This window comes from Microcoleus sp. F4-D5, assembly GCF_036704885.1.
Taxonomy (GTDB): domain Bacteria; phylum Cyanobacteriota; class Cyanobacteriia; order Cyanobacteriales; family Microcoleaceae; genus Microcoleus.
In genome coordinates this window covers 105259-121639 of record NZ_JAUBSX010000001.1, presented here as the reverse complement: position 1 = coordinate 121639, position 16381 = coordinate 105259, and the positions used below count along the sequence as shown (strand labels likewise).

Here is a 16381-nt window from a genome sequence, read left to right as displayed (position 1 = left end):
AAATTCAACCTAATTACCTTTCTGCCTCTGCTTCGGAATCAATTTCCCAGGAAACACGAATTTTCGTAGTTCTTCTGCTCCTAAAATGATGGGCGGACACACCAGCAATAGCAGCCATTGCCAGGGTGTTAAAGGTGCTGTCGAAAAAATGCGACTCAAAAATTCGTTATCGATCACGATCGCCACTAAAATCCATTCAATGGCAATTCCGAGCCAGATTTGTGGATTAGAAAAGAATCCCAGCCGCAGAATCGATCCGCGTTCCGATCGACAGGCAAAGACATTGCCCGTTTGACAAGCCACAACCGATGCCAGAGTCATAGTGATGGCTTGAGTATAGATGGCGATCGTAGCGGCATCTGCTGAATGAGACAGAATGCTTGGCGTTGCCGCTTGTAATTCTGCCAAGTCATAACCGTAACTCCACCACACCACAAAAAATGCTGCCATCGCTAGGGCAGCTTCCAGCAATCCCAAGAAGCCATAGGCCCGCAACAGCAGAGAGCGATCGAGAAGCGGTTGCGATTTTTTCCGGGGAGGCTGCTGCATGGTTCCGGCTTCTGCCCGTTCTGCGCCCAATGCCAATGCAGGGACTATATCAGTTCCTAAATCAATGGCAAGAATCTGCATGATCACCAGTGCAGGAGGAATCTTCAACGTCACCATGAACAGAAAAGGTACTAATTCCGGCAGGTTTGATGCCAGGATGTAGGTCATAAATTTGCGGATGTTTTGATGCACGGCTCGCCCCTCCTCAACCGCGACGACGATCGTCGCAAAGTTGTCATCGGTGAGGACAATATCGGCGGCTTCTCGTGCCACATCGGTGCCATTCATCCCCATCGCGATGCCAATATGGGCAGCCCTTAATGCTGGAGCATCATTGACTCCATCCCCCGTCACCGCAACTACTTCCCCGATCGTTTTATAGGCTTCCACCAGTCGCAGCTTGTGCTCGGGAGACATCCGAGCAAACACTAGCCCCGATCGATATTTCAGAATTTGTTGCAATTGAGCATCCGACAGATGCCCCATGCCTTCACCCGTTACCACCCGTACAGAATCGGTCACTAATCCAATTTTGCGGGCGATCGCCTCAGCAGTCAGTCCATAGTCACCCGTCACCATCGTCACCTTAATTCCTGCCTGATGGCACTGAGCAAGAGCGTCTGTGACCTCTGGACGGGGCGGGTCAAACATCGCCACCAGACCAATAAAAATCAAGTTTTGCTCTAAGTCTTGCGATCGCAAATCCAACATTTCACTCCCCCCACGGCGAGCCGCCACCCCCAAAACCCGAAAGCCCTGCTGGGCTAACTCATCGTTGGCCGCAACTATTTCATGCGAGTCGGATTGAGTGAGTTCGGAGAGAGTTCCATTCCGCAAGATAGATGTGCAGTGTCGCAACACTTCCAGCGGTGCCCCCTTGGTAAAAGCCAGGTTCGGCAAATCGCTATTCCATAGCGCGGACGATCGCCAGTCCAACACCACCGTCATCATCCGGCGACGAGAATCAAAAGGCACCTCCCGCAAGCGGGGAAGCTGTTTTTGCAAAGTTTCCAGATTCAATCCTGCTTTGGCAGCAGCCACCAGCAGAGCCGCTTCCGTTGGATCGCCAATTTCTTGCCAACGGCTAGGCGCTCTCAGGTGAATCAGCCGTGCATTCGAGCAAAGTGCCGCCCCCGCAAGCAACAAATTGACTTTCCAGGATGCTGCAAAATTCGCGGGAATCTGAACCTCACCAGCCGCAGGATCGTATCCAGCGCCCGTCACTTCAATCAGAGTCGGCGTCATCGACAGATGGGATTTCTGATTGCCGTTAAGAGGTGGTGAGACAGCCGACTCTTGGCTGGCAGGATTTAGGCTGTTCTCTGAAGGTTGCCAGGGAAGCCAGAGATAATGCACCGTCATTTCGTTTTTAGTCAGCGTTCCGGTTTTGTCGGTGCAGATCACCGTTGTAGCGCTCAGGGTTTCCACAGCCGAAAGACGACGCACCAAAGCATTACGGCGCACCATGCGCCGCACCCCGATCGCCAATGACAAAGTAACCGTCGGCAGTAATCCCTCTGGCACCAGCGCCACAATGATCCCGATCGCAAAAATAAAGCTCTCTTTGAGCTCCATCCCCACCAGCAGGTATGTCAGCAGAAATACCAGAACTCCCATACCGAGGGCGATCGCAGTGATGATCCGCACAATATCAGCAACCTGCACTTCCAACGTGCTGGGTTCCCGTTTCACAACGGCAGTGAGATGGGCTACGTGACCAAACTCGGTTTGTGCTCCCGTGGCATACACCACAGCCACGCCCCTTCCTGACGAAACCGTCGAGCCTGCCAGCACCAAATTTGGGATTTCCGCCAGATTGACCTTTTCTTGCAAGGGATGTTCGCCCGCTGGTATCGTTTTGCCAGCCCGGATGGATGCAGCTTCGCGCACCCGCACCGGATGAGCGTTACGGGCAACAGGAAGCGATTCGCCAGTCATTACAGAAATATCCAGATACAGGCTTTCGGCAGAAACTAACCGAGCATCCGCAGAGATGCGATCGCCCTCTTCCAATTGCATCACATCTCCACGCACCAGTTCCCGTGCCGGAATCTGCTTTAGTTCCCCATTCCGATACACTTTCACCTGCATCGGCAACACGTTCTTTAAAGCCGCTAATGCTTGCTCTGCTTGAAACTCTTGCCAAAAACTGAATACAGCATTAATCCCGATCACCGCCCAGATTGCCCAACCTAATTGAGGGGTTCCCGAAATGAATGCCAAAATCCCTGCCACCCACAGCAGCAGGGCCATAAAGTGCCTTAACTGATCGGTAAATCTCAGCCACAGAGGTCGATGAGCCGGTTCTGGCAACTCATTCGTACCAAATTTTACGAGTCGATCGAAAGCTTCGTCATCAGACAACCCGTTCTCGCTGATTTCAAAGGATTGATATACATCTTCAGGCGATAGGGTCCAAATTGGTTGATGCGGTACTGCCATACATCCCCACCCTAGAAATAGGTAATGCAATCATTTTTGGCATATTTTCCGACGGATTTGTGTAAACTTAATTTTTCTTACAAAATCCATCTTATTGAGCCGAGAGGGCAATATTTTATTTTTCCCAGATGTCTATTTACTATTTAATAAAGTTCTTTTTATGCGGTTTATTAAATTCCATATTTTCAGTCTTATTGCACTATCTGTATGGTTAGTATTTAATTTAGTTAAATTTATAAAAATTTATTTAAAAATTTTTATTTTAAAATGTGGAATGAGCCATGATTGACTATCTTAATAAACAGCATAACAGCCCATAGAAAAAACTGGTTTATCTTATACAAGTGCTTAAATCATACTCATCTTGAATATTTTTGACTCGGAAACTAGCATTAAACTTTTTTTTTAACTGACTTTGTATGTGCTGTATATTTGTTGTTTGTTTAGGCACGCGAGTAGACACAACAAAACATAGCTTCTTGATTTTTTGGGGATTTCCCGAAAGTAATCGGATAGTTGATTCTATTTGTGCAACTGCGTGGCCAATATCGCTCCCCTTCAACTCCACATATATTTCTACTTCATCAGAAGGCATAAGGGCGTAGTCGCAGCGCAAAGTCTCGTTGTCACTGATAACGCAGCCATCAACATTAATTTTTAATATTTTGTCTTGATTCGGGTTGAGGAAAGTTATTTTACTTTTGTTCTCCTGTAAGACAATTTTTGTGTCATATCTATACTCTTCACATTCTGGAAGACTTTTCATATACAATTCAAACTAAGTTCAGAAGTTGCTCGAATTCAATAGCTAGGTCATCAGAAACAGAATCAATCACTTTTGCATCTATTAATCCAGTCTCAGGACACACAATACTACTGCATTTTCCATCCATTAAAACATAGGCTGCAAGATCCGAAATATCTAGTGATTTATATCTAGACACAATTTTTTCTAATTGACGCTGCACATCTCCGCTGGATTCCTGATAAAGGAGACCAGCCTGGAGTAAATTATTAAATGCTGTTAAGACATAGGGACTATGAGTAGTGATGAAGAATTGAATTTGCTCCTTGCGACAATTAAATACAGTAGCGATCAACTCGACAACATTACGCTGTGCGCTGGGAAATAAATGCGCTTCTGGCTCCTCAATATACACTGTCTGCCCGATACCCGATGAAGTTAGAAAAGGTAGTGCAGCTAGCATGATTGTCAGAGGCAATGTTTCCTGTTGACCTGAAGATGAGTTTGCAATACTAATTCGTCTTCCATCTGCCACTTCCAGAAAGTCTTTCCCTTTTTCGTGTACGTGCTTCCCACATAGACAATTCTCTATTAGCGTGTCTATTTCCTCTTGTATATCTTTGGCATTTGTTTCTGCAAGCCTACTTCTAGATACTATAGCGGAACGTTTTATATTTTCATATGTTGAACCAAACTCTCTTAGAAATGGATCGAGCACGTTATTACTCGACAGAAAAGAAAAGATGTTATTCTGAAGATTAGCAAAAAAAGAGCGACCAGCAGGAATAAACAACTGACTAAATGCTGCCTCTCGACTGATAGATTTTACTAAAGATTCTACAAATAAATCTCTCAAAACCTGGTTGATTACATATAGCCGATCGAAACTCTCATACTTAGGATTTTCTTCAGAATATTGAGCTATTATTTTTTTTAATAAATTGCGTAGCTCTGTAAATTCCTGCTTGAATAATTCTGAATAGCGGAGAACGATCTTGCTTTTAGTTTCTTTCTTTCTACTAACTTCTATAAAAATGTTTGCAATCTCATACCTGATAAGAAAATCTTGTTTTCCCCAAGAATCGGGAGGAAAATATTCATCAAACTTCTTAGAATAGTTGGAATCTAGATTGCGTTTGGTCTGCTCGTTCTCTACAACAGATAAAATTTCCCAGACGAAGTTTTTAAAATAGAAAAGAAGTTTCGCGCAAACACTTTTACCACTGGCTTGGGGGCCAATCAGTATATTTATGCGCTTGATCTCAATCTCCAAATCTGTGATACCAGCAAAGTTTTTAACTGTTAATTTTTCAGCCATAACTGGAACTCAAGCAGCGTAAGGGGTTCTACTATATTTTAACATTCTACTTTGACCTTCTGCGGTTTAGCTTTTGCTAGATATGTTTTTTAGAGCGACAGCCTTATCCTACGGCACCAAGATACCAGAAATTGGCTGGTTGAGTGCGACATAGCCTTCTGGATTATGCAGGAAATCTCGACTGTATTTGGGGTCAACTATCCCCTGGGAATTCGCCAATACGGGGCTGCTATCAAAAACAGTTACTCGATCGCCTCCTCAATTCCTCTAAACTCTCCCCCACAAAGCCAATCCGCCGCCCCTTCCCCTAGCGGCAATTATCTCATCTTCTACCAAAAAATATGCAAAAAATGCCTGCTTCCCCACACTCAAACTAAAAAATTCCGCCTCCCGGGCTTCTCCACCGCGAATAAATCCTTGATACACAGTTTTACCCAACAATTTCACCGTGATTCTGGTAAAATCAAAAGCTAAAATATTTTTATTAACCAAAAACTTAGTCGGCCCGGAAAGAGTTAGTCTGATCGCCCCAACCTGCACCGAATTCTCCACCCTGCCGGTTTCGCTATTCTCTGCCCCTTCAGCAACAGGTTCTGCAGAATAAGCAATTTGAATTTTCGCAATCCACTCAGGGATGTAACGTCCCGCGCCTAACACAATTCCCGCTTTTTGTCGAGTCTTTTTCGTGCCGGTGATAAAGCACAAGCGCCAATTGCCGATTAATTGCTCGAAAGAATAGCGAATTTTATTTTGTTTCGCGCTTTTCTCAGCTTCTAGGAGGGCGGCGACTACAGCGGCGGGAGATGGTTTAGTATTCGATTTAGCGGCTTGTTCGAGAATAGATATATTTTCCATTTAACTAACAATAACAGGAATTTACTAGGCTTGATGCAAAATTTTAAGGGACAGGCAAGATGCCTGTTCCACCAGCAGAGAGATTGTGGGGCAGGCATTTTGCCTGCCTCTGATGGGCAACAGGCAAGATGCCTGTTCCACCACCAGAGAGATTGTGGGGCAGGCATTTTGCCTGCCTCTGATGGGCAACAGGCAAGATGCCTGTTCCACCAGCAGAGAGATTGTCGCGCAGGCATCTTGCCTGCGGCCGAGTGATTGATAATATTAGCTGATGTAGCGGAGAAAAACATGGTTGCGATCGCCCCCACAGACACAGAAATCATCGTCATCGGCAGCGGGATCGGCGGCTTGACTTGCGCTGCAATGCTTGCCCGCTATGGCTTTGATGTTGTGGTTTGCGAAAGCCATTCGATCGCGGGCGGGGCCGCACACGGTTTTGAACGCGGCGGATTTAGGTTCGACTCCGGGCCCTCCCTGTACTCAGGATTATCCTACAGCCCGTCTGCGAATCCGCTGCGGCAAGTTTTGGATGCGATCGGCGAAAAACTCCCCTGCATCACCTACGATACCTGGGGTTGCTGTTTGCCAGAAGGCGATTTCGACACATCCGTCGGTGCGAGTCAATTTGGCGAAGTGCTCGCACAACTGCGCGGCGCGGCAGCAGTCGCCGAATGGCAGCAACTCCAGCGCGTCATGGAACCCTACGCCAAAGCTGCCACAGCCTTGCCCTCCCTGGCTTTGCGCTTCGATTTGGGCAGTGTTTTTACCCTCGGCCAATTTGCGCCGGCTTTCCTGCAAAGTGCTGGCGACGCGATCGCACTTGCAGGCCCTTTCAGCAAAATTATGGACAAAAATGTCAAAGATCCGTTTGTCCGAAATTGGCTGAATTTGTTGTGTTTCCTGCTGTCTGGACTTCCCGCCGACGGAACGATCGCAGCCGAAGTCGCTTTCATGTTCGCCGACTGGTACCGCCCCAATGCAGTTTTGGACTATCCGATCGGCGGTAGTGCAGCTTTGGTAAATGCCCTGGTACGAGGTTTAGAGCGCCACGGAGGGCAGTTGCTGCTAAATTCCCACGTTGCAGAAGTTTTGGTGGAAAACAACCGGGCTGCGGGCGTGCGGCTGCGATCGGGCAAAATTATTCGATCGCACAAAGCCGTCGTCTCCAACGCTTCCGTTTGGGATACCCTGAAACTGTTGCCTGAAACCTCTGTCCCGCAAAGGTTTCGGCAACAGCGGCAGGCGACGCCCGAGTGCGACAGCTTCATGCACCTGCATCTGGGAATTGATGCTGCCGGAGTGCGATCGGACTTGGCTTGTCACTACATCTTCGTCAAAGACTGGGAAATGGGCGTTTCCGCCCCTCAGAACGTCGTCCTCGTCTCGATTCCCTCCCTGCTCGACCCCCACCTCGCGCCTCCGGGAAAACACGTCATTCACGCATATACGCCCGGAAACGAGCCTTACGATTTGTGGCAAAAGCTCGATAGAACCAGCGAAGAGTACAAGCTGCAAAAACAAGCGCGCGCCGAGGTAATGTGGGAAGCCTTAGAGAGAATTGTGCCCGATATTCGATCGCGCTGCGAAGTCACCTTAGTTGGGACACCCCTAACCCACCAACGGTTTTTGCGCCGCCATCGCGGTTCCTACGGGCCCGCAATTCGGGCGGGTAGCGGCTTGTTTCCCGGGCCGAGAACGCCTTTAGCGGGGCTGTTTTGCTGCGGAGATTCGACGTTTCCGGGAATTGGTTTGCCGGCTGTTGCTGCTAGCGGGGCGATCGCAGCCAATACGATCGCACCTGTGCACGAGCATTTGGAAATGCTGCGGGATATTGGTCTAAAAAATTAGACTTATTGCCTAATTTTTTCAATGATTGGGCAACCGCAAATTAACCCTGATTAACGCAGATATTTTCCTGATTGTTTGGGAATGAATGCAATTGGAGTCGAGTAGAGATAATCATTAATTAATTAGGTTTGTAGTGAGGAATCCAATTCCTCTGTATTTTATGAGGAATTTAATTTCTCACTACAAACACCTGATTGTTGTCTCCTGTATTTGCCGCCCTTGGCGATGGCACATTCTGATGCCCGGATTTTCAATCACCGGATTTTTAACAGATTTTAAAATTTGGTTGCAAAACTTTGATACAATCGGTCAAATGCGACCTAAATCTGTCAGCATAGAAATAGATAGTTCGATCGCAAAGAGGCCACCGTGCAACCCGTAGACTTTACAACTTTAACCGCAGCTTGCAGCGAACTGCGAGCCCAATGGCTGCCAGCGCGCTTAGAACAAGTCTACCAGCGCGATCGATTTACCGTGTCCCTAGCCCTCCGCACCATGAAAGGGCGCGGCTGGATCGACCTTTCCTGGCATCCTGTGGCCGCCCGCATCTGCGTCGGCGACCCCCCGCCCCGCATTCCCGATACCTTCACATTCAGCGAACAACTGCGGCACCAACTCAGCGGTTTAGCCTTAGTTTCCATCGCCCCCGTTGCATCCTGGGAAAGAGTCATCGACTTGCAATTCGCCAAACGCCCCGGAGAACCAGCCCTCTGGCACCTCTGGGCCGAAATCATGGGGAAGTACAGCAACGTCATCCTCACTGCCCAAGACAATCTCGTTGTCACCTGCGCCCACCAAGTCAGCGCCAAACAGTCCACCGTCCGTCCCATCCAAACCGGGCAACCCTACGAAATGCCCCCGTCTTTGACCGATGCAGTGCCGAGTCTGAGCGAATCTCAAAACCGCTGGCAATCGCGAATTAGCCTGGTTCCCGGTCAATTACACCGCAATCTGTTGAAGAATTACCGAGGGTTGAGTAAAGCCTTAATTTTTTCAATGATTCGATCGGCTTCTTTAGACCCCGAACAATCCACCGACAGCCTCAATCCCGACGAATGGCAGCAACTATTCCAGCGCTGGCTGTACTGGCTGCAATGCCTAGAAAACTCCAAATTTCACCCGAGTTTTACCCCCGAAGGCTACACCGTCATCGATTGGCCCCCACCAGAAAATAACGGTGTAGGGGCGGTTCCCCCGTGCCCGCCCTCTGATTCCTCCATCTCTTCGGTTCAAGAATTACTTAACAGCTACTACACAGGCGAAATCAATCAAGAAGTATTCGCCCAAGTGCGGCATCAGCTTACCCAAAAACTCAACAACGTCCTCGCAAAACTGCGCCTCAAAGCCAACACATTTAAAGAACGTTTACAGCAATCCGCAGACGCCGACATCCACAAATCCCAAGCCGACTTGCTGATGGCAAATTTGCAGCATTGGGAACCGGGAATGAAATCAATTTCTCTCCCCGACTTTGAAACCGAAAAACCAGTTATCATTCCCCTAAACCCGGAAAAAAACGCCGTTCAAAACGCTCAAGCCCTCTACAAAAAACACCAAAAACTTAAAAGAGCTCGCATAGCAGTAGAACCTTTATTAGCCGCCGTACAGGAAGAAATCGACTATTTAGAACAAGTTGAAGCCGCACTTTCGGTATTGGAAACCTACCGCAACACCCAAGATTTGCAAACCCTCGCCGAAATCCGCGAAGAACTGATCCAGCAAAAATATCTGGATGTACCAGATTACCGCAGTACCGACAAAAATGCTGCGATCGAATTTCACCGCTACCAAACTCCCAGCGGCTTTGAATTGTTAATCGGGCGCAACAACCGCCAAAACGACCAACTCACTTTTCGCACCGCCAACGACTACGACTTGTGGTTCCACACCCTAGAGATTCCCGGAAGCCACGCTTTGCTGCGTCTCAAACCCGGTACTGTGGCTGAAGAAACTGATTTGCAATTTGCCGCAGACATGACTGCTTATTACAGTCGCGCCCGCCACAGCGAACAAGTCCCCGTGGTTTATACAGAACCGAAATATGTATACAAGCCGAAAGGCGCAAAACCTGGTATGGTTGTATACAAGCAGGAGCGGATTGTCTGGGGTAGACCGCAGCAAGCTCCGGCATGATTATATAAAGTGATAAAAGGCGATCGGCAATCGGAACCAGGTTTTTAGACAAAATAACAGGCTTGGCAGCGATCGTTCCAGGCAGAAACCGGGTTTTTGAATCCAGGTTGGATTATACAAAGTGACCGAAAAGCGATCGCCCCTGAAAATTAAAATTAGCTGTAATGTAAAGTTTTATTACAAATAATTAAGTATTATTGTTATAATACCGCTTAAGAGAGATGATATTTGTTTTAGAACCCTTTGCAAAGAAACGTGCAACTTGGGTTTCCTCACTGTGAGAAAAACACTGTGGGAACACAACGGATTTAACTATTTGTGCAGACCAGCTTTTGCTAAAGCTGGTCGTTTCTGTTGAAACATTAAACCCAAGCCCGGAGAATTTTAGATTTTAGATTTTAGATTAAAATCTAAAATCTAGGACTTACGCACGGGTGGTCAGAAACCGGGTTTTGATGGCGAAAATACTGTATCCCGACCTTTAAAACTGGTAAAAACCCGGTTTCTTTGGTATTTGTGCGTCCAGGACTAAAATCTAAAATCTAAAATCCCCAAGGGCTGCTTCTAGAAAGTAAACGTCGTTCTGATCACCCCAATCACCAAATCAGAATTATCCTTATTGTGGTCGGGAGCAGTCAGCCAAATCACACCAGGAGTGACAGAAATATTGTCGCTCAACTTAAACTGATAGAAACCTTCAACGTGCAGCGAAGTATCCTTATCTTCCGGCAAAGTCCGATTAGTAGAACTCGTCACCCGCGGCTCCATACCTACCAGAATCCCCGCCACATTTCCTTCTTTCAACAAATCGGGAAAAGCCAAAGTAACTGCCCAGTTCCAGATTTTTTGATCCCCCCGCTGCACAGAACCGGTAGGAGTAGCCAAGTTCGATAAAATGCGCTGGTTGGTGTAACCCGCCCAACCGCCAATTGCAAATCTCCGGTTCAACCGCCACGAAGCTTGCGCGCCGTAGGAATTGCTAGAAACTGGCAGATTGCTATCGCTGTCGAGCCCGAAGGAACCGAGACGCACCGGGAAATTAGAAGCGTTGCTGCCGGTACCGGTAACGAAGTTGTAGGAATTAACGTAAGTTAAACCTAAAGCCATGTTGTCGTTCGGTTTGAAAGTCAACTGAGCCAAACCGCCGTAAGAACCGTTGAACAAACCGTTACCCCGCGTCGGGTTCGCGGCGTTGCCGGCCAAATATCCCAAACTCAGCTCGAGTTTTTCCCCAAACTGATGCCGCAGAGCGATGCCAGAACCGCCAGTCAAATAGTAAATCGGGTTGCGAGTACCGAAGTTAGAAAGAGCACCGCTGCCGCCGTCTCCGTCAAAGTAAGGGTTGACTGTGTTGGTAAAATCGTCAGCCGCGCCGGCGTTGGCTTCTAGAATTACAGTAGTGCTTTTGCCTAGAGGGAATTGGTAAAGCAGCGCATCTAAACCTACAGTATTGCTAGCCTCGCCAAAAGGCCCGGCATTAAACCGCAATTCCCCTTCAGCGGTTTTCGTATTATTAGTAGAAAACGAACCCAGATTCAAAACTTGCAGTCGAGTTCTCAGCAAATCTTCTCCAGAAAAACTGGTGTCAAAATTGAGACGAACCCTGCTGCCAAAAGCCGTCGTTTTATCAGCTTCGCGACCTTCGGCATCCTCTCCTCCGGCGATACCCGTCAAAGCAAATATTACTTCGCCGTTGAGTTTAGTTGTAGTTGAAAACTGATTTGCTTCTAATTCAGAGGCGCGCGCTTCCAAAACATCGACTCTGCCGCGCAAAGTTGCCAATTCCGCCGCAAATTCTTCTTGCAACCTTTGCACAGAAGCCAAATCTTCTCGCGTCGCCAGATTTCTCGAACCGCCTTGAATCAGTTCGCTAACTTTATCCAAACACGCATTTAAACCGGCTGCAAACTCGTAGCGAGTCATCGCGCGGTTGCCTCGGAAAGTGCCGTCAGGATAGCCAGCTATACAACCGTAGCGCTCGACTAGGGATTGCAAAGCTTGAAAAGCCCAATCGGTGGGTCGAACGTCGGAAAGTTGCGAAACAGAAGTTACTTGACCGGCCGGATCTTCGCTGCTGCTGTCTTCTGCGCTGTATTGGTTGATTTGTTCTAAAAGATTCGACTGTGCTTGAGGTTGGGCACTTGGATCGGTCGATTGGGAAATTTGTTCGGGTTGCGCGATCGGTTTTTCTGCGTTTAAATTAGCGGGTGCAACGGCGGGTTGCGTTTCGCTTAAGTTTGCGGGGGCGACTGCGGGGATTTGCTCCGGGACAGGTTGTTGGGCACTTAAGTTTGCGGGCGCGACTGCGGGTTTGGTTTCGCTTAAATCTGCTGCAACTGCGTTTTCGGGTGCTTTTGCTTGTTCGGCAACTGGGGGGATCGGCTCGTTAGCCAAGCCCTCGTAGAGGTTCGCAGTTTCTTTCTCATCAATAGTCTCAACAGTCAAGTTGCTGGCTAGTGGGGCTGGTTCGGCTGTAACCGCTGCCGTCTCAGACTTGGCAGCCTCGGTTGCAGCAGCGGGTAATTGCAATTGATGAGCTTGACCTGTCGCGGCAATTTCTACAGGTTGCTCTGCTGCTAGCGCCGTCGCAGATACGACTAAAGTTGCTGCCAATACAGCGGGACTAACTAAAAGTCCCTTCCACAAAAATTTCGACATTTTTTCCTCACACCACATTGAGCCGATCGCCCGTTCCGCAGGTTTAGGGGCTGGCAAATCACCTTCAGTATTCCGCCTAATAGTATTTCTTGTCAACAATTGGAGGAATCGTTGTCGCAGATTGCGGTTTGGCTGTCTCTGATTTCACAGCACCGCCGTTGATTTCACAAATCCTTGGTTCGATCTAGATATCTACGTAGAAACCCGGTTGATGGCTCGAAGGTGCGTCAGCGATCCCTCAGTAAGATTAATATTGACAGAACTGGCGCTAACACATCGTTCGATCGGCTACATAACAAGTGAAAAAACTCAAATACGCCCTAGTTCACGAATGGTTGACGCCCTTAGCTACTGGCGGTTCAGAACTCGTAGTGCAGGAAATCCTCAAACACGTAGACGAGGCAGATGTCTATGCCCTCATCGACTTTGAATCGACCAATCCCGAAAGCTATCTTTTCGGGCGGCAGATTGGCACAACATTTTTGCAGCACTTTCCCGCAGCCCGCAGCGGCGTCCAAAAATATTTGCCTTTGCTGCCGATCGCGATCGAACAACTAGATTTGCGACAATACGACATCATCCTCTCATCGTCCCACGCCGTCGCCAAAGGCATCCTCACCAGTCCTCAGCAATTGCACGTCTGCTACTGTCACACACCCATGCGCTACGCTTGGGACTTAACTTTTGACTATTTGCGCAGCAGCAAAGCCGGACGGGGCATCCCGGGCCTGCTGACGCGATATTTGTTGCACCGACTGCGGCAGTGGGACGTAATTTCTGCCAACCGCGTCGATTATTTCATCGCCAACTCCCAACACACGGCGCGCCGAATTTGGCGGTGCTATCGGCGGCGGGCCCGGGTGATTTATCCGCCCGTAAATATCGATAGATTTTCCTTGATGCGACAAAAAAAAGATTTTTACGTCACAGTTTGCCGGTTGGTAAGTTACAAAAACGTTAGCGCGATCGTCCAAGCATTCAATCAACTCGGGCATACTCTAATTGTCATCGGCACCGGGCCAGAATTAGAAATGATTCGGCTTCTCGCCAAACCTAACGTGCAAGTGCTCGGCTGGCAGCCGGCCGAAATAGTTGAAAAGTATATGGCAGAGGCGAAAGCCTTTGTCTATGCTGCTTGCGAAGATTTTGGCATAGCTTTGGTAGAGGCTCAAGCTTGCGGAACGCCGGTAATTGCCTATGCAGCAGGGGGCGCTTTGGAGACAGTGCTCGACATTCGCCAACACCCAGAGACAGGGACTGGTTTATTTTTTTCCTCCCAAACCCCAGCAGCATTAGTCGAAGCTGTCAAGGAATTTGAGCAGTTGCAAGGCAAATTTGAGCCAGAAATCTCCAGGTTGCGCGCTCAACAGTTTGCCCCGGAAGTCTTTGGGCAGCGCTATCTAGCTTTTGTGGGACGCTGCTATCAGGAATTTCAATCCTGCGATTTTACCAAGTCTGGGACTTGAAGGTGGCAGAGCCCGAGAGCCCGAGAGTGAGGAAGTCGGAAAATTTTCCTTCTGCCTTTTGCATAAGTGCCTTCAGAAGCACTCTGCATAAGTGCCTTGTGCCCTCTTCCTTCTGCTTTGAGAAGCCCTGTTTCTTATTCCTTCTGCCTTCAGAAGCCTTCAACTTCCCTTGCATTGTGCCTTTTGAAGCCTTCTGAATGCAGAAAATTGAGTATTGGAAACATAATTCAGAGAACAAAGCGTCTTGAGGCTTTATGATCAGGACTGTGTGTGGTGTGAAGTGAAGGAGTAAGATGACTGCCGACAGCCAACTAATCTCCGGCAAGGTAATTCGAGCGATCGCGAGACGCGGTTTTGGGCCTGTCCTGCAAGGAGATAGACGCATAAGTCGTTCTCTACAGAGCCTCGACGGAGAATTTTTCAAGCGGTTATTTGACATCCTGTTTTCCTTATCGGTTCTGATCCTGTTTGCTCCGGTTTACCTGCTTTTGGCTCTCTCTATTGCCTTAAGCTCGTCCGGGCCTATTTTTTACGTACAGGAACGAGTAGGCAAAAACCGTAAAATGTTTTATTGCCTTAAATTCAGAACGATGGTGGAAAATGCGGACGACATATTGCTGGAAATCATGGAAAAATCTCCGCATTTGCGTCAAGAGTTTGAGGACAATTTCAAGCTGAAACAAGACCCTCGGATTACCTGGATTGGAAGATTTTTACGAATGACCAGTTTAGACGAGTTTCCCCAGTTTTGGAATGTTTTAAAAGGAGATATGAGTGTCGTCGGACCGAGACCTTTAGTTGAAGAAGAACTGCCGAGATACGGCCGTCACATCAACAAAATTCTTACCATCAGGCCTGGAATTACAGGCTTGTGGCAAGTGTCCGGTCGCAACGACATTCCCTATCCCCGCCGAGTCCAAATCGACCTCTATTACGCTAATGACAAAAACCTGTGGATGGATATGTGGATTGTTTTCAAAACAATTGGAGTTGTGATTTTTCCCAAAAATAACGGCGCATACTAATTTTTGTCCGCAGTCAGCAATCGGTAGTTAGTTTTGTTTGTTACTGACCACTGATGCTGACTACTGACAGCAAGCGGCAAACTATTTACCAAAACGAAACAGTTTCTTGATGCCGCTTGAAGAATTGTGAGTTAACGTAGAGCTTGAGAATACCACCGGCAGGCAACAAGAGCCTCTGCCCGGAAATTCCGAAGTGAATTAACACAGCCTGTCAAAGGAAAATCAGATGACGCAACGCAAGCGAGCGCTAATAACAGGTATTACAGGTCAAGACGGCTCCTACTTGAGCGAATTACTGTTAGAGAAAGGATATGAAGTTCACGGCATTATCCGCCGCAGTTCTAGTTTTAATACCGATCGAATTGACCACATCTATGTCGATCCTCACAGCGAGGGGGCGCGCCTGTTTTTACACTACGGCGACTTGACAGACGGCACCACTCTCCGCCGCATCTTGGAAGAAGTTCAGCCGGTAGAAATTTATAACTTAGGCGCTCAATCTCACGTTCGAGTCAGTTTTGACTCGCCGGAATATACGGTTGACACAGTAGGAATGGGAGTATTGCGCCTGCTAGAAGCAATTCGGGACTATCAGCGCCGCACCGGCATAGAAGTGCGGTTCTATCAAGCAGGTTCTTCGGAAATGTTTGGTTTGGTGCAGGAAGTTCCGCAGAAGGAAACAACTCCTTTTTATCCCAGAAGTCCTTACGCCTGCGCCAAAGTTTACGGTCACTGGCAAACAGTAAATTATCGCGAATCTTACGGACTTTTTGCCTGCAACGGCATCTTGTTCAATCACGAATCTCCCCGCCGCGGCGAAACTTTTGTAACTCGCAAAATTACTCGCGCCTTGGCCAGAATAGTCGCAGGCAAGCAGAAAAAACTTTACTTGGGCAATCTCGATGCCAAGCGCGACTGGGGCTATGCTAAAGACTACGTGCGGGCGATGTGGCTGATGCTGCAACAAGACAAGCCTGACGATTATGTCATTGCTACTAACGAGACCCATTCCATTAAGGAATTTCTCGATTTGGCTTTTACTTACGTCAATTTAGATTGGCAAAAATATGTGGAGTTTGACGAACGCTACTTGCGTCCTGCAGAAGTCGAACTGTTAATTGGCGATTCGACTAAGGCGCGCCAGCAATTAAATTGGGAACCTTCTGTAACTTTTCAGGAGTTAGTACATTTAATGGTAGATGCTGACATGAAAGCTTTAGACCAGCAAGGTCGGGGTTCGGGCAACGGATTTGATTGAGCCGCTAAACAAAGCGGTCACTGGGAACAGTTTGTAGGGGTAGTACCCCGTGTCTACCCCCATTGGCGAAAGGCTGCCTCGCGC

General features: G+C 48.1%; 11 protein-coding genes. 6 read left to right on the top strand and 5 right to left on the bottom strand.

The window, feature by feature from the left end; all coding sequences use genetic code 11:
- Positions 1-9: 9 nt before the first annotated feature.
- The 4 genes from QUA80_RS00595 to QUA80_RS00580 all read right to left on the bottom strand — a co-directional run bounded on the left by QUA80_RS00595 (position 10) and on the right by QUA80_RS00580 (position 5909).
- Positions 10-2991, bottom strand: a complete 2982-nt coding sequence (locus tag QUA80_RS00595) for a cation-transporting P-type ATPase (protein WP_333420394.1) — start codon at positions 2989-2991, stop codon at positions 10-12.
- A 331-nt stretch (positions 2992-3322) separates the two neighbouring features.
- The gene (locus QUA80_RS00590) at positions 3323-3757 is read right to left on the bottom strand and encodes a hypothetical protein (protein ID WP_333420392.1); all 435 of its coding nucleotides are present in this window, start codon (positions 3755-3757) and stop codon (positions 3323-3325) included.
- Positions 3758-3764: 7 nt separating this feature from the next.
- A complete protein-coding gene (locus QUA80_RS00585) occupies positions 3765-5054 on the bottom strand; it encodes an AAA family ATPase (protein WP_333420391.1) in 1290 nt (429 codons plus the stop codon).
- Between the two features lie 267 nt (positions 5055-5321).
- Positions 5322-5909: a hypothetical protein gene (locus QUA80_RS00580; protein ID WP_333420389.1), complete on the bottom strand. Its 588-nt coding sequence runs from the start codon at positions 5907-5909 to the stop codon at positions 5322-5324.
- 85 nt (positions 5910-5994) lie between these two features.
- On the opposite strand from QUA80_RS00580, the gene QUA80_RS00575 reads away from it, so the two are divergent.
- The 3 genes from QUA80_RS00575 to QUA80_RS00565 all read left to right on the top strand — a co-directional run bounded on the left by QUA80_RS00575 (position 5995) and on the right by QUA80_RS00565 (position 9890).
- Positions 5995-6168: a hypothetical protein gene (locus QUA80_RS00575; RefSeq protein ID WP_333420387.1), complete on the top strand. Its 174-nt coding sequence runs from the start codon at positions 5995-5997 to the stop codon at positions 6166-6168.
- Between the two features lie 29 nt (positions 6169-6197).
- Positions 6198-7757, top strand: coding sequence for an NAD(P)/FAD-dependent oxidoreductase (locus QUA80_RS00570; protein ID WP_333420385.1), 1560 nt, complete (start codon positions 6198-6200; stop codon positions 7755-7757).
- Positions 7758-8126: 369 nt separating this feature from the next.
- Positions 8127-9890 (top strand): NFACT RNA binding domain-containing protein, encoded by a 1764-nt coding sequence (locus tag QUA80_RS00565; protein ID WP_333420384.1) that lies wholly within the window; start codon positions 8127-8129, stop codon positions 9888-9890.
- Positions 9891-10454: 564 nt separating this feature from the next.
- Here the strand turns inward: QUA80_RS00565 and QUA80_RS00560 are convergent.
- Positions 10455-12548 (bottom strand): iron uptake porin, encoded by a 2094-nt coding sequence (locus QUA80_RS00560; RefSeq protein ID WP_333420652.1) that lies wholly within the window; start codon positions 12546-12548, stop codon positions 10455-10457.
- A 299-nt stretch (positions 12549-12847) separates the two neighbouring features.
- Between QUA80_RS00560 and QUA80_RS00555 the strand changes: the two genes are divergently transcribed.
- The 3 genes from QUA80_RS00555 (at position 12848) to gmd (ending at position 16297) form a co-directional block, all read left to right on the top strand.
- Entirely contained in the window at positions 12848-14014 is a 1167-nt protein-coding gene (locus QUA80_RS00555; RefSeq protein WP_333420382.1) for a glycosyltransferase, read from the top strand.
- Between the two features lie 293 nt (positions 14015-14307).
- Complete coding sequence (locus tag QUA80_RS00550; protein ID WP_333420380.1) at positions 14308-15039, top strand: sugar transferase; 732 nt, start codon at positions 14308-14310, stop codon at positions 15037-15039.
- A gap of 226 nt (positions 15040-15265) precedes the next feature.
- Entirely contained in the window at positions 15266-16297 is a 1032-nt protein-coding gene (gene gmd, locus QUA80_RS00545) for a GDP-mannose 4,6-dehydratase (protein WP_333420378.1), read from the top strand.
- The last annotated feature ends 84 nt before the right edge of the window (positions 16298-16381 follow it).